We start from the raw sequence: 18478 nt of genomic DNA, 5'->3' as shown, positions 1-18478 counted from the left end.
CGCGGGTCCCGGTCGGCTAGCGTCGTGGGTATGCGACTCGGTGTTCTTGACGTGGGCTCCAACACGGTCCACCTGCTTGTGGTCGACGCGCACCAAGGCGCCCGGCCGCTGCCCGCGTACTCCCACAAGACGGAGCTGCGGCTCGCCGAGTTGCTGGAGCCGGACGGGACGCTCGGCGAGGCGGGCGCCGAGCGCCTGGTGGAGACCGTCGCGGACGCGCTGGAAGTCGCCGAGGACAAGGGCGTCGAAGACCTGCTGCCGTTCGCCACGTCGGCGCTGCGCGAGGCCCCCAACGGCGAGGAGGTGCTCGCCCGGGTGCGCCGCGAGACCGGCGTCGACCTGCAGGTCCTCACCGGTGCCGACGAAGCGCGGCTGACGTTCCTGGCGGTGCGCCGCTGGTTCGGCTGGTCGTCCGGGCGGCTGCTGGTGCTCGACATCGGCGGCGGCTCCCTGGAGATGGCGGCCGGCACCGACGAGGAGCCGGACGCCGCGGTGTCGCTGCCGCTCGGCGCCGGGCGCCTGACCCGCACGTGGCTGCACGGCAATCCGCCGTCCGCCGACGAGGTGCGCGTGCTGCGCAAGCACGTCCGCACCGAGATCGCCCGCACGGTGGCCGAATTCAGCCGGCTCGGGCGGCCGGACCACGTGGTCGCCACGTCCAAGACGTTCAAGCAGCTCGCCCGGATCGCCGGAGCGTCCGCGTCGAGCGAGGGCCCGTACGTCAAGCGCGTGCTCACCGGTGCCGCGCTCGTCGACTGGCTGCCCCGGCTCGCCGCGATGAGCACCGAGCAGCGCGCCGGACTGCCCGGCGTCTCCGAGGGCCGGGCCGCGCAGCTCGTCGCCGGGGCGGTCGTCGCCGACGCCGCGCTCGACCTGCTCAACGTGTCGCAGCTGGAGATCTGCCCGTGGGCGCTGCGCGAGGGCATCATCCTGCGGCGGCTGGACTGGATGGCCGGCCACTGACCGCACCGGCGGCCCCGGCAGGCCCCCGCGACCTGTGGCGGTCCGGGCGGCGTCGACAGCACCGCCGGTATCGACGGGCTGACCGCATGATCGATTTGCGGCGATTTCCGATCGCTGCCGATCGCACTTCGCGGGTGTCTTGCCGCCCGGCGTCCGATTCATCCGGAACGCGGCCTTCCCGTCGGCGCGACGCGACTGTGCGCGTTAGGGGGTCCCCGAGGCGTTCGTGCGTTCTACTCTTGGCGACGTGGCCGACCCCAGGGATCACTTCGATCACGCCGCGCCCCGCCATTCCGCCGGAGTCGTGGTGCCCGCGACATCGGGCTCCGTCGCGGCCGTGCCCGTGACATCGGGCTCCGTCGCGGCCGTGCCCGTGACATCGGGCTCCGTCGCCGTGCCCGCGACGGCGGCACGCCTCCCGGACGCGATCCTGCGCGTCCCGGACGCCAAGATCGCGCTGTCCACCGCGTCCGTCTACCCCGACTCCACCGCGGACGCGTTCGAAATGGCCGCCCGGCTCGGCTACGACGGCGTGGAGATCATGGTGTGGACCGATCCGGTCAGCCAGGACATCGAAGCGCTGCGCCGCCTGTCCGACCACCACGGCGTGCCCGTCCTCGCGGTGCACGCGCCGTGCCTGCTGATCACCCAGCGGGTCTGGGGCACCGACCCGTGGCAGAAGCTCGTCCGCGCCCGCACCGCCGCGGAACGCCTCGGCGCCCGGACGGTCGTGGTCCACCCGCCGTTCCGCTGGCAGCGTGCCTACGCGAAGTCCTTCGTCGACGGGATCCGCCGCATGGCCGACGAGACCGACGTCCGGTTCGCCGTGGAGAACATGTTCCCCTTCCGCTACCGGGACAAGGAAATCGCCGCCTACGCCCCCGACTGGGACCCCACCGACGAGGACTTCCGCGACTTCACCCTCGACCTGTCGCACACCGCCACGTCCCGCGTCGACGCCTTGGCGCTCGCCGCGAAGATGGGCGGCCGGCTCAGCCACATCCACATGGCCGACGGCAGCGGCTCGATCAAGGACGAGCACCTCATTCCGGGCCGCGGCACCCAGCCCTGCGCCGAGATGCTGGAACGTCTCGCCGGGGACGGGTTCGCCGGCACCGTCGTCCTCGAAGTCAACACGCACCGTGCCGCCAACCGCGCGGAACGCGAAGCCGACCTCGCCGAAGCCCTCGCCTTCACCCGGCTCCATCTGGCCGCGGCGGCCGAGGTGCCCTGACATGGCCGCGCAACGGGGGGACGGGGGACGCCGCGGGCCGGGCCGGCCCGCGGGACGGCGCACCGGAGCGCCCGACACGCGGCGGCAGATCCTCGACGCCGCCCGCACCGAATTCGCCCGCACCGGCTACTCCGGCACGTCGGTCCGCGGCATCGCCCGCAGCGCCGGTGTCGACCCCGCCTTGGTGCACCACTATTTCGGTCCCAAGGAACGTGTTTTCGCCGCCGCCCTCGACCTGCCCGTCGACCCCGGCGACCTGGTCGCCCGGATCCTGGCCGGCGGCCCCGACCGGATGGGCGAGAGCCTCGCCCGCGTCTTCTTCGGGCTGTGGGACGACCCCGAACTGCACCCGCGCATGCTCGCCCTCCTGCGCACCCTCCTGGCCGGCGACGAAGCGGGCGGCCTGATCCGCGACTACCTGACCACCGAGGTGGTCGCCCGCCTCGTCCGCGAGCTGGACGTGCCGGACGCCGAGCTGCGCGCCGGCCTGTGCGGGGCCCAGCTCACCGGCGTCGCGTTCACCCGCTACGTGCTGCTCATGGAGCCGCTGGCCTCCGCCGACACCGAGGCACTGGTCGCCGCGGTGGGTCCCGCTCTGCAGCGCTACCTGGCCGGATAGCGGTCCGGGGGCCACATTCCGGACGGCCACGTCATCTCGGCGCGGTCCGCCGTAAGCTCGTCGGTACCCCAACAACCGCCGGGTGCCGGTACTCCTGAGAGTTCCGCGGCGCCCGGGGCGGGTGGGGCGAGGACGGATCCGGACACCACCAACGAGAGGGTGTGCCCACAGTGCCGCAACTGAGGTCTCGGACGGTCACCCACGGCCGCAACATGGCAGGCGCCCGCGCGCTGCTCCGCGCCGCGGGCGTAGAGCGCGAGGACTTCGGCAAGCCGATCGTCGCCATCGCGAACAGCTTCACCGAGTTCGTGCCCGGCCACACCCACCTCGCCCCGGTAGGCCGCATCGTCTCCGACGCCGTCAAGGCGGCGGGGGGCATCCCGCGCGAGTTCAACACGATCGCCGTCGACGACGGCATCGCGATGGGCCACAGCGGCATGCTCTACTCCCTGCCGTCCCGCGAGCTGATCGCCGACGCCGTCGAGTACATGGTCAACGCGCACCAGGCCGACGCCATCGTGTGCGTCTCCAACTGCGACAAGATCACCCCCGGCATGCTGATGGCCGCGCTGCGGCTGAACATCCCCGTGGTGTTCGTGTCCGGCGGCCCGATGGAGTCCGGCAAGGCCACGCTTGTCGACGGCACCGTGCGTGCCCACCTCGACCTGATCACCGCGATCGCCGACTCGGCGTCCGACCAGGTCAGCGACGAGGACCTGGAGCGCATCGAGGAAGCCGCCTGCCCGACCTGCGGCTCCTGCGCGGGCATGTTCACCGCCAACTCGATGAACTTCCTCGTCGAGGCGATGGGCCTCGCGCTGCCCGGCAACGGCTCGGTGCTGGCCACCCACACCGCCCGCAAGGCGCTCTACGAGGGCGCCGGCGCGCTCGCCGTCGAGCTGTGCAAGCGCTACTACGACCAGGACGACACGTCCGTCCTGCCGCGCAGCATCGCCACCCGCGACGCCTTCGAGAACGCCATGGCGCTCGACATCGCCATGGGCGGCTCGACGAACACGATCCTGCACCTGCTCGCCGCCGCACAGGAGGGCGAGGTCGACTTCGACATGGGCGACATCGACGCCCTGTCGCGCCGCGTGCCGTGCCTGGCCAAGGTCGCCCCGAACAACGCGCCGTACCACGTCGAGGACGTGCACCGCGCGGGCGGCGTCCCGGCGCTGCTCGGCGAACTCCAGCGCGCCGGGCTGCTCAACGAGGGCGTGCACGCGGTGCACGCGGCGTCGCTCGCCGAGTGGCTCAAGAACTGGGACGTGCGCGGCGGCTCGCCGTCGCCGGAGGCCGTCGAGCTGTTCCACGCGGCGCCCGGCTGCGTGCGGTCCGCGACCGCGTTCAGCCAGTCCGAGCGCTGGGAGTCGCTCGACCTGGACGTCGAGAAGGGCTGCATCCGCGACGCGGCGAACGCCTACAGCAAGGACGGCGGCCTGGGCATCCTGGTCGGCAACCTCGCGGTGGACGGCTGCGTGGTCAAGACCGCGGGCGTCGACGAGTCCATCTGGACGTTCTCCGGCCCGGCGGTCGTCGTCGAGTCGCAGGAGGACGCCGTCGACGCGATCCTCACCAAGCGGGTCAAGGAAGGCGACGTGGTCGTCGTCCGCTACGAAGGACCCAAGGGCGGCCCGGGCATGCAGGAGATGCTGTACCCGACGTCGTTCCTCAAGGGCCGCGGCCTGGGCGCCAAGTGCGCGCTGATCACCGACGGCCGCTTCTCCGGCGGCACCTCGGGCCTGTCCATCGGCCACGTCTCCCCGGAGGCCGCGGCCGGCGGCGTCATCGCCCTCGTCGAGGACGGTGACATCATCCGCATCGACATCCCGAACCGGTCGATCGAACTCGACGTCTCCGACGCCGAACTCGACGCCCGCCGCGAGAAGCTCCTCGCGACCCTGGGCAGGTACCGCCCGGCGAACCGCGACCGCCAGGTCAGCACCGCCCTGAAGGCGTACGCGGCCATGGCCACCTCGGCCGACAAGGGCGCGGTCCGCGATGTGAGCATGCTGGGCTGAGCGCTGCCTCCACGACCCTCCGCCGCCCCCGAGCCGACCGGCTCGGGGGCGGCGGTGTTTTTCCGGCCGGTGCCCGGTGCTTCCCGTGGGCGTCCGGTCCGCCGAAATACCCGCCGGGGAGGAGGACCGCGGCCCCTACCCTTCGGTAGCGTCATGCGCCACGTGCCCCGCACCGGGCGGGCGCGGGGTGGTCAGAGGCGATAGGGGAGGCCGCGCGATGGGTGTGAGTCGTCGGGAAGTGCTGCGGTACGGCGCGGCGGGGGCCGCCGCGGTCGGGGCCGGGAGCGCGCTCACCGGGTGCTCCGACGACAAGAGCGACGACAAGGGCAAACCCGGGCAGCCGTCCGGCGGCGCGCCCGCCGGGGCCGGCCAGACCAACGCCTGGTCGACGACGCTGGAGAAGACCCTGGTGCTCGGCCCCGCGGGCGCGGGCGGCTACCGGAAGATCGTCGAAGGGCCGGGGGAGCCGCACCTGCTCCGCGGCGACCTGGCGTCCGCCGACCAGAAGGCCGACGCCGCGGTCAAGGCACGGGCCGGGAAGCGCAAGCCGGTGCTGGCGTTCGCGCAGCTCACCGACATGCACATCGTCGACTGCCAGTCGCCAGCCCGCGTCGAGTTCCTCGACCGCAACCGCGACCCCGGCGAACCGATGGCCAAGCTGCTGCCCGTGGAAGGCGCCTACCGGGCGCAGGAGATGATGTCGGCGCAGGTCGGCGAGGCGATGGTGCGGGCCGTCAACAAGGTCGGCAAGGGCCCGGCCACCGGCGCGCCGATCGAGTTCACCATCGTCACCGGCGACAACACCGACAACGTCCAGTACAACGAACTGCGCTGGTACATCGACCTGCTGGACGGCAAGGACATCACCCCCGACTCCGGCGACAAGACGAAGTACGAAGGCGTCGCCGACCAGGTCGCCTACGACGAGCACTACTGGCACCCCGACGGCACCCCGCCCGGCGCCAAGGACGACCTGCCGCGCGCCAAATACGGCTTCCCGACCGCGCCCGGCCTCCTCGACGCGGCCCGCAAGCCCTTCAAGGCCGCCGGCCTGCAAATGCCCTGGTACGCCGCGTACGGCAACCACGACGGCCTGGTGCAGGGCAACATCGCCCCGTCCGAGATCGTCAACAAGGTTGCCGTCGGCGCGAGCAAGGTCACCGCGCTGCCGCCGGGCACCAACACGGTGCTGCTGCTCCTCCAGCTCCAGCAGGGCAACCAGCAGGCCGTGCAGACGCTGCTGTCCGGCCCGTCCCGGCCGGTCTCCGCGGACGCCGACCGGCGCCTCCTCAACCGCACCGAGACGGTCAAGGAGCACTTCCGCACCGCGAGCAAGCCCGAAGGCCACGGCTTCTCGCCGGACAACGTCACCGCCAACACCGCCTACTACGCCGCCGACCACGGCAAGATCCGCTGCCTCACCCTGGACACCGTCAACCCCAACGGCGGCTCCGAAGGCTCCCTCGACCAGCAGCAGTTCACGTGGCTGACCGAGCAGCTCAAGGCGGGCAGCAGCAGCTACCTCGACGAGCAGGGCGCCGCGGCGCAGAACCCCGGCGCGGCCGACAAGCTCTTCGTCGTCTTCAGCCACCACACCGCGGAGTCCATGGACAACGCCGCGGGCGGCAACCGGGTCCTCGGCGAGCAGGTCAAGAACCTGCTCCTGCGCTTCCCGAACGTCGTCGCGTGGGTCAACGGCCACTCCCACCAGAACAACGTGACCGCCTACCCTCGCCCGCAGGGCAGCCCCGTCCCCGGCGGCTTCTGGGAGGTCAACACCGCCGCGCACATCGACTGGCCGCAGCAGGCGCGCATCGTGGAGATCGCCGACAACACCGACGGGACCCTGTCGGTGTTCGCCACCGTCGTCGACAGCAGCGCGCCCGCGTCCAACGGCGGCAAGCTCGACGACCCGATAGCCCTCGCCGCGCTGTCCCGCGAACTCGCCGCCAACGACTGGCAGGAGCGCGAGCGCGACGACCCGGCCAAGGACGGCAAGCGCGGCAAGGTCGACGACCGCAACGTCGAGCTGCTCCTGCCCGCGCCGACGTGGTGGAAGAGCTGAACCGCCGACGGTGAGGACACGGCGGGAGCAGCGCCGTCAGGCCCCGCTCCCGCCGTGTGACAAATCCGGCAAAACGGTCGATCGTCGGCGTACCGTGGAGGCCCCGCCGCCGAGCCGAAGCGAGAACCCGTGCTGCGCCAGGTGCTGCTCTCCGCCTCCCGGAGCACCAAGGTCAAGAACCTCGTCGAAACCGCCCCGGTCACCAGCGCGCTCGTCCGCCGCTTCGTCGCCGGCGACCACGCCTTCGACGCCGTACGCGCTACCGAACACCTCGCCGCACAAGGCCTCTACGCGACCGTCGACCACCTCGGCGAAGACACCCTCGACCCCGCGCACGCCGAAGCCGCCTGCGTCGCCTGCCTGATGCTGCTGTCGCGCCTGCGCGACGCCGGACTCGCCCGCAACGCCGAAGTGTCCGTCAAACTCTCCGCCCTCGGCGGCGCCCTCCCCGGCGGTGCCGCCCTCGCTCTCCGGCACGCACGCAACATCTGCGCCGCCGCCGAGAAAGCCGGCACCACGGTCACCCTCGACATGGAAGACCACACCACCACCGACGCCACCCTGGAGACCCTCCGCGCGCTGCGCGCGGACTACCCGTGGGTCGGCGCCGTACTGCAGGCCTCGCTCCGCCGCACCGAAGCCGACTGCCGCGACCTCGCCGGCGAGGGATCGCGCGTCCGCCTGTGCAAAGGCGCCTACCGCGCCCCCGGCTTCGCCGCCTTCACCACCCGCGCCGACGTCGACCTCAGCTACGTCCGCTGCCTCAAGATCCTCATGGCCGGCGCCGGATACCCCATGGTCGCCACCCACGACCCGCGGCTCGTCGAACTCGCCGGCATGCTCGCCGCCCGCAACCGCCGCGCCCCGGGCAGCTACGAGTACCAGATGCTCTACGGCGTCCGCCCCGCCGAACAGGCCCGCCTCGCCGCCCGCGGCGAGAGGGTGCGCATCTATGTGCCGTACGGTGACCAGTGGTACGGGTACCTCGTGCGCCGTCTGGCCGAGCGCCCCGCCAACCTGGCCTTCTTCCTGCGGTCCGTCGCCGGCAGGCACTGACCGACCGGGCGGAAGCGCCGCACCGACCGAGACAGCCCGCGCGCCCCGCTCGCTCCGAGCCGGGCGCGCACGACCACGCACGAGGTGGCCTAAATGACCCGACGGGTCGCGGTGATCGGCGCCGGGAAAATCGGCGAAGCCCTGCTCTCCGGCATGCTGCGCGGCGGCAAGCGGCCCGAGGACCTCATCGTCACCGCCCGCCGCGAGGAACGCGCCCGCGAACTCCGCGACCGCTACGGCGTGGAGACGGTGACCAACGCCGAAGCCGCGAAGGCCGCGGACACCCTGATCCTCACCGTCAAGCCGCAGGACATGGGCACGCTCCTCGACGAACTCGGCCCGAACGTGCCCGACGACCGGCTCGTCGTCTCCGGCGCGGCCGGCATCCCCACCGCGTACCTGGAGCAGCGTCTCGCGGCCGGCACCCCCGTCGTGCGCGTCATGACCAACACGCCCGCACTCGTCGACGAGGCCATGAGCGCCATCTCCGCGGGCGCACACGCCACCGAGGAGCACCTCAAGCGCACCGAGGAGATCTTCCGCGGGGTCGGCAAGACCATCCGGGTGCCGGAGAAGCAGCAGGACGCCGTCACGGCGCTGTCCGGATCCGGGCCTGCCTACTTCTACCTGCTGGTGGAAGCCATGACGGACGCCGGGATCCTGCTCGGGCTGCCGCGGGCCGCCGCGCACGAGCTGATCGTCCAGGCCGCGGTGGGCGCCTCGGTGATGCTTCGGGACTCCGGGGAGCACCCGGCGCTGCTGCGCGAAGCCGTCACCTCGCCCGCGGGCACGACCATCGCGGCGATCCGCGAACTGGAGAACCACGGCGTCCGCGCGGCACTGCTCGCGGCGCTGGAAGCCGCCGCCAACCGGTCGAAGGAATTGGCGGAGGGGCTCAAGTGACGCCGGACCTGGTGGTTTTCGACAACGACGGGGTCCTGGTCGACAGCGAGCCCGTCGCGAACGCGGTGCTGGCCGACCTGCTGACGTCATACGACATCCCCACCACGACCGAGGAGGCGATCCGCGACTACATGGGCGGGTCGCTCGGCCGAGTGCGGGAACTCAACCTGGCGCGGCACGGGCGCGAACTGCCCGCGGACTTCGAAGACGCCTACCACGCGGGCATCTTCGCCCGGTTCCCGACCGAGATCCGGCCCGTCGCCGGGGCCGCCGAGCTGCTGGACGCGCTGACCGCGGCCGGGGTGCCCTTCTGCGTCGCCTCGTCCGGCACCCACGAGCGGATCCGCCTCACCCACGACGCGACCGGGCTGCGCGGCCACTTCACCGACGCGCGGATCTTCAGCAGCCAGGACGTGGCGCGTGGGAAGCCGGCACCGGACCTCTTCCTCCACGCCGCGGCGAAGATGGGCGCCGCACAGGCCCGGTGCGTGGTGATCGAGGACAGCCCGCTCGGGGTGGCCGCGGCCCGCGCCGCCGGCATGCGGGTGTACGGGCACGCCGCGCTGACGCCGCCGGAGCGGTTGGCGGACGCCGACGTGGTCGCGGGCGGTTTGGGGGAGATTCGGGCCCTGCTCGGGGTGTGAGGCAGGCCAAGGCAAAAGATCGGCCAAGAAATCTGTCAACTGACCTAACCCGCCAGTAACGTCCCGCCTCATGCAGGCCACCGAACCGCAGGACCCGGCAGGCGCCGCCGGGCCCGCCGCGATACCCGACCGCGACCCCGGCACCCCGACCCCGGACGCCGGTCGGGTCGACGCCGCCGTGCGCCGGGCCCGGGTCGCGGTCATGGCCGGCTTCCTGATCCAGGGGGCCTCCTTCGCGGCCCTGGTCACCCGGCTCACCGGCATCCAGGACCGCTACGGGCTCGGCGACGGCACGCTGACCCTCGTCGTCTCCCTGGTCCCGATCATCGCGGGGGTCGGCAGCGTCCTCGCCGAGAACCTCGTCCACCGGTACGGCAGCAAGCGCGTCCTATGGACCGCCCAGCCGATCGTCTGCCTCACCCCCGTCGGCGTCGGCCTCGGCACCGAGGTCTGGCAGCTCGCCGCCATCCTCGCCGTCTTCGGACTCTCCCTCGGCGCCGTCGACGCCTCCATGAACATGCAGGCCGTCGCCATCCAGGCCCGCGAAGGCCGCAGCGTCGTCAACGGCTTCTACGCGGCCTGGAGCGTCGGCGGCATGCTCGGCGCCGGGATCGCCGTGCTCTCCGACCACAAAGACGTCGCCCTGATCGTCATGTACGCGATCACCGGGGCCATCACCGCCCCCGCCGCCGTCCTCGCCGGACGCCACTACCTGCCGAAATCCGCCGTCCCGGCGCCCGCCGCGAGCACCGACGGCAAGCCCGCCGTCCCGTGGCGCGTCCTGCTGCCGCTGTGCGCCGTCATGACCGTCATCTACCTCGGCGACTCCGCCGTCTCCACCTGGGGATCGGTCTACGCCGACAAGGTCCAGCACGCCGACGCCAACAAAGCCCTGCCCTACCTGCTCTACATGATCACCCAGCTCGTCGGCCGCTCCCTCGGCGACCTCGGCGTCCGCCGCTGGGGCGCCCTCCCCGTGGTCCGCGCCGGCGCCGTCACCGCCGCCGCCGGATTCGCCGTCGTCATCGCCGCCCCCGAGCAGGTCACCGCCCTCGTCGGCTTCACCGTCCTCGGCGTCGGCCTCTGCACGCTCGTGCCGCTCACCTTCGCCGCCGGAGCCCTCACGAGTCCCCGGGACCCGGACGCCGCCATCGCCCGCCTCAACCTCTTCAACTACGCCGGATTCCTCATCGGCACCCCGCTCGTCGGCGCCGTCGGCGACCTCGCCGGGTTCCGCGCCGCGATGGCCGTCCCGCTCGTCCTCGTCCTCGCGATCCTGCCGCTGGCCTCGGCCTTCGCGCCCCAGGGTGAAGCCCGTCACGAGGGCCTCCGGAAGGACACGTCCGACCGGTAGCGTGAAGGCCATGAGCCGAGCCGCGCAGCTGTTGTGGGACGACCGCATGACCGGCTACGACTTCGGCACCTGGCACCCGATGAAGCCGGTCCGGCTCCGCCTCACCTTCGACCTCGTCCGCGCGTTCGGCCTCGACACCGGCGAAGCCCTGCGCGTCCTCGCCCCGGCCGCCGCGACCGACGGCGAACTCGCGCTCGTGCACACCCCCGAGTACATCGCCGCGGTCCGCCGCGCCGGCGAGGACCCGTCCGCCGCCGACCCGGCCCGCGGCCTCGGCACCGACGACACCCCGGCGTTCAAGAACATGCACGACGTCTCCGCGCTCATCGCCGGCGCGTCGCTCGCCGCCGCGGACGCCGTCTGGCAGGGCGACGCCCCGCACGCCGTCAACTTCGCGGGCGGCCTGCACCACGCCATGCCCGGCGCCGCCGCCGGATTCTGCGTCTACAACGACCCCGCCCTCGCCATCGCCCGACTCCTCGAACGCGGCGCCGAACGCGTCGTCTACGTCGACGTCGACGTGCACCACGGCGACGGCGTCCAGGCCGCCTTCTGGAACGACCCGCGCGTCCTCACCATCAGCCTCCACGAGAGCCCGCGCTTCCTGTTCCCCGGCACCGGCTTCCCGGACGAGACCGGCGGCCCCGACGCCGAGGGCACCGCCGTCAACGTCGCCCTCCCGCCCGGTATCGCGGACGCCAACTGGCTGCGCGCCTTCGACGCGGTCGTGCCGCCTCTCGTCGAGGCCTTCCGGCCGCAGGCCATGGTCAGCCAGCACGGCGCCGACACCCACATCGAGGACCCGCTGGCCCACCTCGCCCTCACCATCGACGGCCAGCGCCAGGCCGCGGTCGCCCTGCACGACCTCGCGCACCGCTTCTGCGACGGCCGCTGGATCGCCACCGGCGGCGGCGGGTACGCGGCCACCGACGTCGTCCCGCGCATCTGGACCCACCTGGTCGCCGAGGCCGCGCACACGCCGATCGACCCCCAATCCGAACTGCCCTTCGAGTGGCGCGAGCAGGTCCGCATCATGACCGGCGACACCGCACCGCACCGCATGACCGACGGGCGCACCCCCGACTTCCGGCCCTTCTCGGCCGGGTACGACCCCGGCGACCGCCTCGACCAGGCCGTACTGGCCACCCGCCGGGCGGTCTTCCCCGCCCACGGGATCGACCCCCTCTTCGACGTCTGAGGCCCCCGGGATCGCCTGAGATGTCCGAGCCGCGGGTAACCGAACGTCGGTCGCAACCCTTCGAGCTACCGGGCAGGTGGACGACGTGACGGCAGTCGGCAACGGACAGGTCCCCGACCGCGCGGCACTGCGCGCGCATCTCGTACGCAGCCGCATCGCGGGCGACGTGGCGACCCCGCGGGAGAACAACCTGCGGCACTTCCGGCTCATGAGCGAGCGCCATCCCGGCTACCTCTTCGGCCTGGAACCCGACGGCACCTGGACCCCCGACGAGGTCCTCGCGCTGATGGTCCGCCGTTGCGGAGTCGCCGCCGACCCCGCCCACCTGAACGGCCAGGACACCATCGACCCGGACCTCACGATCGCCGCCCTGGACGCCTACGCCGTCCGCCTCGGCCGCGCCGCCCGCGACCGGGAGCGCGTCGTCGTCGCCACCGGTCACCCGGACGGCCTGCTCGACTGGTACCGCGGCGTGGCGCGCGCCCTCCGGGACGCGGGGTGTACGCTCCTCCGCCCTGCCCGCGACTGGACCTACAAGACGCCCGCCTCGGAAGGCGCCAAACTCCGCTCGATCGACTACCGCGGCCCGGTCGCCGTGGTCGTCGACGACGTCGGCGAGCCCAAGCACACGCACTCGGCCCGCCCGATCCGCGCGATGCTCACCGCGCTCGCGGACGCCGGCGAGGAACTGCCCGGCCTCGTGGTCGGCGACCACGGCTGGGCCGGCGGGGCGGGCCAGGCGGGCGTCGACGCGATCGGTTTCGCGGACTGCAACGACCCCGCGTTGTTCGTCGGCGTGGAGGAAAACCGGGTCGCGGTGGCCGTTCCGCTGGACGACAACGTGGCCCCGCACCTGTACAAACCGCTGCTGGCGTACTGCCTGGATCGTGCGGGACTGTCCTGAATCAAGCCGGATGGGCGAAACAGGCCGGATAACTCCTCCTCTTCCCCACTGGTACCACCCGCCACTACCCTGAAAGTACGCACGTGCGTGTGGATGTCACCGGAGGGGAAGCCGGTGCCCGTCGCGTGCTGAATGGTTCAGGTGCGGCATGGCTTCTGGAGAGAGGCCTCTCAACGAGGTCAATTTTCTGACTGTGGCCGAGGTGGCTGCGGTGATGCGGGTCTCGAAGATGACCGTGTACCGGCTGGTGCACAGCGGCGAGATGCCCGCGATCAGGGTTGGCCGGTCGTTCCGGGTTCCGGAACAGGCCGTCCACGACTACCTGCGGGATTCGTACGTCGAAACGGCGTAGACCCGCGGGTGCGCGCTTAGCGACCGGGTCGCCCCCGGACGCCTCATTTCGGGGTGCCCGGGGACGGCGAGTAGGCTATGCGCGACGTGCGGACTGACTTGGTTCCGCGCAGTGGAATGCGTTCCTGCCCTGGGTGGTGGGAGCGGTCCGTTCTCTCCGCGCAGGCGGGGTCGTCCGTTCGTACATGTGAGCGAGGTCTATCCATGGGCTCTGTCATCAAGAAGCGCCGCAAGCGCATGGCGAAGAAGAAGCACCGCAAGCTGCTCAAGAAGACGCGCGTCCAGCGCCGTAACAAGAAGTAGTCGCGATTCTTGCCGGGCCGCCGCCTTTCACCCTCTTGCGGGTGCGAGGCGGCGGCCCGTTGCGTTTCCCGCTCGGCCGTTCGGTGTGAACGCCCGGTTAAGCGTGTCCTGGATCGTCCCGGAAGGGGTGTCGGGACAGTACGTTGTGTCCCGTCGCTTGGCGTGCGCGGCCGGGTACCGGCCGTGGCCCGAGCGGGGAGAGGGCTGGCGGTATGTCCAAAGTCGTACTGGTCACCGGGGTGACCCGGGATCTGGGGAGCCGGTTCGCGCGCCTGGTGCGCGGGATGCCCGGGGTCGAGCGGGTGGTCGGCGTGGACGCCGTCGAACCGCGGCACGAGCTGGACGGGGTCGAGTTCGTCCTCGCGGACATCCGCAACCCGATGATCGCGAAGGTCGTGGCGTCCGCCGGCGTGGACACCGTGGTGCACCTCAGCCCGGCCGAGACGCCGCCGACCGGGTATCCGGGGACGGCGGTGTCCGCGAAGGAGACCAACGTCATCGGCACCATGCAGCTGCTCGCGGCGTGCCAGAAGGCGCCGTCGATCCGCACGCTGGTGGTCCGGTCGACGACCGCGGTCTACGGGGCCTCGCCGCGCGACCCGGCGATCTTCGAAGAGGACATGGAGCCGCGCGTCCCGCCGACGTCCGGCTGGGCGAAGGACGCCGTGGAGGTCGAGGGCTATGTGCGCGGCTTCGCGCGGCGCCGCCCGGACGTCGCGGTGTCGGTGCTGCGGTTCGCGCCGATCCTCGGGCCGACGATCAGCTCGCCGATGGCCGACTACTTCGGGCTGGCCCTGCTGCCGACCGTGCTGGGCTACGACCCCCGGCTGCAGTTCCTGCACGAGGAGGACGCGCTCGACGCGCTTCGGGTGGCCATGGCGGCCTGGCAGCCGGGTACGTACAACATCGCCGCGGACGGGGTCCTGCTGCTGTCGCAGGCCGCGCGGCGGCTCGGGCGGCCCGCGGTGCCGGTGCCGTCGCCCGCGGTCGGACTGGTCGGGCAGGGGCTGCGCCGGGTCGGTGCGGCGGATCTGTCGGCCGAGCAGGTGCGGCTGCTGACGCACGGGCGGGTGGTCGACGCGTCGCGGGCCCGGGAGCGGCTCGGGTTCGTGCCGCGGCGGACGACCGCGGAGACGTTCGAGGACTTCGTGCGCGGCCGCGGGCTGCGCGGGTTGGCCGCCCCGGAGCGGGTGGGCCGGCTGTCGGACCAGATCGCGTCGCTGCTGGCGGCGGGCGCGGCGCAGGCAGGCGCAGGGCAGGCAAGCGCAGGGCAGGCGAGGAGGAGTGCTGATGGGTGACGCCCGGATCATCCCGTTCGAGGGCGGCGCCCGGGGCGCGCGGCGTTCCGGGCGGTCGGCGCGGTCGGCGCAGTCGGCCGAGTCGGCGCTGCGGCAGCCGGTCGCGGACGAGCCGGAGGAGTTCCCGGCGGAGGACGGGGAGGCCGGGGAAGCCGGGGAGGCTCCGGACGGCGCGGAGGTGCCGGTCCGCGAGGCGCGGCGGCTCGGTGCTGGTGCCGGCGAGCGGGCGGGGCGGTCGCGGGGGGCCGGGTTCGGGATGTTCGCGGGGGCGCTGGGCGGGCTGGTGGGCGGTGCGGCGCGCGGGCTCGCGGAGGGGCTGGCGGGGCCGGACTGGGAGGACAAGGCGGCCGACGGGCTGGCGTTCCTCCGGCGCCGGGTCACCGGGGAGTACGAGGTCGACGAGTTCGGCTTCGACCAAGAGCTGACCGACCAGCTGGTGATGTCGCTCCTGCGGCCGCTGTACGAGAAGTACTTCCGGGTGGAGGTGCGCGGTCTGGAGCATGTCCCGGCGAAGGGCGGCGCGTTGATCGTCGCGAACCATTCCGGGACGCTGCCGCTGGATGCCCTGATGACGCAGGTGGCGGTGCACGACCACCATCCGGAGGCGCGGAACCTGCGGCTGCTGGGTGCGGACCTGGTGTTCCAGCTGCCGCTGGTGGGGGAGCTGGCGCGGAAGAGCGGGCACACGCTGGCGTGCCATGCGGATGCCGAGCGGCTGTTGTCGCAGGGCGAGTTGGTGGGGGTGTGGCCGGAGGGCTACAAGGGCTTGGGGAAGCCGTTCAAGGACCGGTACAAGTTGCAGCGGTTCGGGCGGGGCGGTTTCGTGTCGTCGGCGCTGCGGACCGGGGTGCCGATCGTGCCGTGCTCGATTGTCGGCGCCGAAGAGATTTATCCGATGATCGGCAACTTCCGGACGTTGGCGCGGCTGCTGGGTCTGCCGTATTTCCCGGTGACGCCGACTTTTCCGCTGCTCGGGCCGGTGGGTTTGGTGCCGTTGCCGACGAAGTGGCGGATCGAGTTCGGCGAGCCGATTCGGACGGACACCTATCCGGCGCACACCGCGGACGATCCGATGGTGGTCTTCAACCTGACGGACGAGGTGCGGGAGACGATCCAGCACACGATTTACAAGGTCCTCATGCACCGGCGGTCGGTGTTCTTCTGAGGGTGCCTTCGAGCTGAGCGGTAGCGCGGCAGGAGCGAGGGCCCGGGCGGAGAATCCGCCCGGGCCCTCGCTTGCGGGTTTGCCGGTCTGCCGCCGTACGGTGCCGACCGGCCCTCAGGGCTGCTGGGTCTGCGGTGCGCCGCCGATGGTGATGCCGATGCCCGGCAGGCCGGGCAGCAGCGGCGGGACGTTGAGGCCCACGGGCGGGAGTGCCGGTGCCGGGACGTTGACGCCGACGGGGCTCGGGGTCGGCGCCGGGGTCGCCGTGCCCGTCGTGGTCGGTTCGAGCAGCGGGATGTTCACGCTCGGCAGCACGCCGGCCGGTGCGGTGGCCGCGCCGGGGGCGCCGCCGGGCACGGCGTCCCGGCCGGGCTGTGCCGGGGCCGGGGCGGCGCCGGGCGCCTGCGTGGTGCCCGGGACGGGGCGGCCGCCGGGGCCCTGGGTGGTGCCGGGGTGGCCGGGGCCGACCGACTTTCCCGTGCCGGACGACGCCTCGTCGTCGGGGCCGACGGCGCCGGGGATGGTGGTGACCTGGGCGCGGATGTCGTTCAGGAGGTTCCACACCATGGCGCGGTCCGCGGCGAGTTCGCCGGGGAGCCGTTCGTCGATGCGGTCCATGCGCGTGCGGCCGTTCTGCGCGAAGTCGGCGAGGTCGCGCATGGGGCCGACCTTGCTCTGGTTCGCGTTGTACGTGTCGGTGAGCAGGGCGCGGCCGTGCGTGGTCTCGTCGCGCATGTCGGTGAGCACCTCTTTGAGGTGGCCCGTGGTGCTCGCGGACACGGTGCCGTTGCCGCTGCGGTCGAGCAGCCGCTCGGCTTCGGACAGCCGGGTGCGGGCCTGCTTGAGGTATTCCTCGCCGCGTTCGCGGTCGGAGCCGGCCCAGGACAGCTTGAGGTCTTCGATGCCGCGCTTGACGCTGTAGGTCATGTCGCCGGGCAGGGCGTCGGTGCTGGCGTACGCGATGCCGCCGAGGCTGCCGCCGGTCAGCACGAGGGCGGCACCGGCCACCGCGCAGCGGCGGCGCCAGCGGGTGGCGCGCGTTCGGACGGCGGGGACCGCGCGGCGGTGTGCGCCGCGCGGGGCGGGGACGGCGGCCGCCGCGGGCAGCGCGGCGGCCTCGTCGAGGAGGCGGGCGCGGAGCGCGGCGCGGAAGTCGGCCGCGGGGGCGGGCGCTTGGCCTCCGGTGTCTCTCAGCAGGGCGACCGCGGCCAAATGTGCCGCGGTCTCCGGGTCCCCCTGGCCGTCTCCGCGGGTCTCCCCCCGGCTCGGCGCGAGGCCGGATTCCAGTTCGTCGAGCGCCTGCGCAAAGGCCGCAATGCGCCGTCGGTCCACAACCGCGATGCTCACGGGCCGCACCTCCTCTCCCCAGATCCTCGTCCGGGGACGTCTACGGGTCGGGGGCCGTGAGTCGGCTCCCCGCCGCGTCGCGCCCCCGAGGGGGTCGCTATCTGGGAGAACGACTCGATGCCCTCGGGGGTTACGGAAGTGTGATTCACCGCACGTCCTCCGGCAGGAGGCGTGCGAGGGTGCGGACGGCTCGGTACTGCAGGGTCTTGATGGCTCCCTCGTTCTTGCCCATGATGCGGGCGGTCTCGGCGACGGAGAGGCCTTGCAGGAAGCGGAGGGTGACGCATTCCTGCTGCTGGGGGTTGAGCTTGCGGACCGCTTCGAGGAGCGCGGCGTTGGAGAGGGTCTCCAGGACGCAGTCCTCGGGGCTGGCCTCGACCTCGTTCGCGTCGAGCATTTCGCCGGTGGTGACTTCGAGGCGGAAGCGGCTGGACTTGAAGTGGTCGGCGACCAGGTTGCGGGCGATGGTGACGAGCCAGGCGCCGAAGTCGCGGCCCTGCCAGGTGAACGTGCCGATGCGGCGCAGGGCGCGCAGGAACGTCTCGCTGGTGAGGTCTTCGGCGACGGCTTTGCTGCCGACGCGGTAGTAGATGTAGCGGTAGACCGTGTCGAGGTAGTTGTCGTAGAGCTGGGCGAAGGCCTCGTTGTCGCCTTCCTGGGCGAGTTCGACCAGCGCCATGATGCGGGCCGCTTCGCCGTCGGGGGCGCTCCCGCGGGTGTAGCCGGAGCCGCGGGCCGGTTTGGCCGGCTCGGTGGTCCCGGTCTTCGCCGCGCGGCTGAGCGCACCGGAGAACGTGCTTTCGCGGGTGCGTCCCGTGTCGGCGACGGAGGCGGCGAAGGCGAGGTCGTTGGGCCAGGGGGCGAGCGCGGCGATCACCGCCGCTCGCAGCGTCGCCAGCCCGGTCACGTCAACCCGGACGATTCGGTGCACGGGACTCCCTGTTGCGTCGGCATCATCTTCGGCGTCATGACTTGCTGTGCGGAGACGGTCACCCATCGTAGGGACATCGGTGACTGCTGTGCGCCGATCGAGAATAACGCTTAGTAAAG

Annotated in this window: 17 protein-coding genes; 15 read left to right on the top strand and 2 right to left on the bottom strand. The window is 72.5% G+C overall.

Annotation, left to right across the window (positions count from 1 at the left end):
* Positions 1-30: 30 nt before the first annotated feature.
* The 15 genes from ABEA93_RS27965 (at position 31) to ABEA93_RS27895 (ending at position 16081) form a co-directional block, all read left to right on the top strand.
* A complete protein-coding gene (locus ABEA93_RS27965) occupies positions 31-963 on the top strand; it encodes a Ppx/GppA family phosphatase (RefSeq protein WP_345678574.1) in 933 nt (310 codons plus the stop codon).
* 430 nt (positions 964-1393) lie between these two features.
* Complete coding sequence (locus ABEA93_RS27960) at positions 1394-2197, top strand: sugar phosphate isomerase/epimerase family protein (protein WP_345678589.1); 804 nt, start codon at positions 1394-1396, stop codon at positions 2195-2197.
* A gap of 1 nt (position 2198) precedes the next feature.
* Positions 2199-2816 carry a TetR/AcrR family transcriptional regulator gene (locus ABEA93_RS27955; RefSeq protein WP_345678573.1) on the top strand — a complete coding sequence of 206 codons (618 nt, stop codon included), beginning with the start codon at positions 2199-2201 and terminating at the stop codon, positions 2814-2816.
* Positions 2817-2986: 170 nt separating this feature from the next.
* A complete protein-coding gene (gene ilvD / locus ABEA93_RS27950; protein ID WP_345678588.1) occupies positions 2987-4840 on the top strand; it encodes a dihydroxy-acid dehydratase in 1854 nt (617 codons plus the stop codon).
* Positions 4841-5057: 217 nt separating this feature from the next.
* A complete protein-coding gene (locus ABEA93_RS27945) occupies positions 5058-6905 on the top strand; it encodes a TIGR03767 family metallophosphoesterase (RefSeq protein ID WP_345678572.1) in 1848 nt (615 codons plus the stop codon).
* 129 nt (positions 6906-7034) lie between these two features.
* Positions 7035-7961: a proline dehydrogenase family protein gene (locus tag ABEA93_RS27940; protein ID WP_345678571.1), complete on the top strand. Its 927-nt coding sequence runs from the start codon at positions 7035-7037 to the stop codon at positions 7959-7961.
* Positions 7962-8054: 93 nt separating this feature from the next.
* Positions 8055-8864, top strand: coding sequence for a pyrroline-5-carboxylate reductase (gene proC / locus ABEA93_RS27935; protein ID WP_345678570.1), 810 nt, complete (start codon positions 8055-8057; stop codon positions 8862-8864).
* Positions 8861-9508, top strand: a complete 648-nt coding sequence (locus ABEA93_RS27930; RefSeq protein ID WP_345678569.1) for an HAD family hydrolase — start codon at positions 8861-8863, stop codon at positions 9506-9508. The genes proC and ABEA93_RS27930 overlap by 4 nt, the downstream gene beginning before the upstream one ends.
* A 70-nt stretch (positions 9509-9578) precedes the next feature.
* The gene (locus tag ABEA93_RS27925; RefSeq protein WP_345678568.1) at positions 9579-10862 is read left to right on the top strand and encodes an MFS transporter; all 1284 of its coding nucleotides are present in this window, start codon (positions 9579-9581) and stop codon (positions 10860-10862) included.
* Positions 10863-10872: 10 nt separating this feature from the next.
* Positions 10873-12060: an acetoin utilization protein AcuC gene (locus tag ABEA93_RS27920; RefSeq protein WP_345678567.1), complete on the top strand. Its 1188-nt coding sequence runs from the start codon at positions 10873-10875 to the stop codon at positions 12058-12060.
* 85 nt (positions 12061-12145) lie between these two features.
* Positions 12146-12964 carry a phosphatase gene (locus tag ABEA93_RS27915; RefSeq protein ID WP_345678566.1) on the top strand — a complete coding sequence of 273 codons (819 nt, stop codon included), beginning with the start codon at positions 12146-12148 and terminating at the stop codon, positions 12962-12964.
* A 148-nt stretch (positions 12965-13112) separates the two neighbouring features.
* Positions 13113-13316: a helix-turn-helix domain-containing protein gene (locus ABEA93_RS27910; RefSeq protein WP_020549639.1), complete on the top strand. Its 204-nt coding sequence runs from the start codon at positions 13113-13115 to the stop codon at positions 13314-13316.
* A 203-nt stretch (positions 13317-13519) separates the two neighbouring features.
* Positions 13520-13618, top strand: coding sequence for a 30S ribosomal protein bS22 (locus ABEA93_RS27905; protein WP_012854759.1), 99 nt, complete (start codon positions 13520-13522; stop codon positions 13616-13618).
* 212 nt (positions 13619-13830) lie between these two features.
* Entirely contained in the window at positions 13831-14916 is a 1086-nt protein-coding gene (locus tag ABEA93_RS27900; protein ID WP_345678565.1) for an NAD-dependent epimerase/dehydratase family protein, read from the top strand.
* On the top strand, positions 14909-16081 hold the full coding sequence (locus tag ABEA93_RS27895; RefSeq protein ID WP_345678564.1) for a lysophospholipid acyltransferase family protein: 1173 nt from the start codon (positions 14909-14911) through the stop codon (positions 16079-16081). The genes ABEA93_RS27900 and ABEA93_RS27895 overlap by 8 nt, the downstream gene beginning before the upstream one ends.
* 114 nt (positions 16082-16195) lie before the next feature.
* Here ABEA93_RS27895 and ABEA93_RS27890 read toward each other — a convergent pair whose 3' ends face one another.
* Entirely contained in the window at positions 16196-17428 is a 1233-nt protein-coding gene (locus tag ABEA93_RS27890; RefSeq protein WP_345678563.1) for a DUF5667 domain-containing protein, read from the bottom strand.
* A gap of 145 nt (positions 17429-17573) precedes the next feature.
* Positions 17574-18359 (bottom strand): ECF subfamily RNA polymerase sigma factor, BldN family, encoded by a 786-nt coding sequence (locus tag ABEA93_RS27885; protein WP_345678562.1) that lies wholly within the window; start codon positions 18357-18359, stop codon positions 17574-17576.
* Positions 18360-18478: the final 119 nt, after the last annotated feature.

This window comes from Yinghuangia aomiensis (assembly GCF_039542225.1).
In the GTDB taxonomy this organism is placed as follows: domain Bacteria; phylum Actinomycetota; class Actinomycetes; order Streptomycetales; family Streptomycetaceae; genus Yinghuangia; species Yinghuangia aomiensis.
The sequence above is the reverse complement of the archived record's forward strand: the minus strand, read 5'-3'. Positions and strand labels throughout refer to the sequence as shown.

Bases quoted from the DNA above. Each gene is read 5' to 3' on its own strand.
- ABEA93_RS27965 (WP_345678574.1), top strand. From the start codon at position 31: ATGCGACTCGGTGTTCTTGACGTGGGCTCCAACACGGTCCACCTGCTT.
- ABEA93_RS27955 (WP_345678573.1), top strand. From the start codon at position 2,199: ATGGCCGCGCAACGGGGGGACGGGGGACGCCGCGGGCCGGGCCGGCCC.
- ABEA93_RS27945 (WP_345678572.1), top strand. From the start codon at position 5,058: ATGGGTGTGAGTCGTCGGGAAGTGCTGCGGTACGGCGCGGCGGGGGCC.
- proC (WP_345678570.1), top strand. From the start codon at position 8,055: ATGACCCGACGGGTCGCGGTGATCGGCGCCGGGAAAATCGGCGAAGCC.
- ABEA93_RS27925 (WP_345678568.1), top strand. From the start codon at position 9,579: ATGCAGGCCACCGAACCGCAGGACCCGGCAGGCGCCGCCGGGCCCGCC.
- ABEA93_RS27920 (WP_345678567.1), top strand. From the start codon at position 10,873: ATGAGCCGAGCCGCGCAGCTGTTGTGGGACGACCGCATGACCGGCTAC.
- ABEA93_RS27910 (WP_020549639.1), top strand. From the start codon at position 13,113: ATGGCTTCTGGAGAGAGGCCTCTCAACGAGGTCAATTTTCTGACTGTG.
- ABEA93_RS27905 (WP_012854759.1), top strand. From the start codon at position 13,520: ATGGGCTCTGTCATCAAGAAGCGCCGCAAGCGCATGGCGAAGAAGAAG.
- ABEA93_RS27900 (WP_345678565.1), top strand. From the start codon at position 13,831: ATGTCCAAAGTCGTACTGGTCACCGGGGTGACCCGGGATCTGGGGAGC.
- ABEA93_RS27895 (WP_345678564.1), top strand. From the start codon at position 14,909: ATGGGTGACGCCCGGATCATCCCGTTCGAGGGCGGCGCCCGGGGCGCG.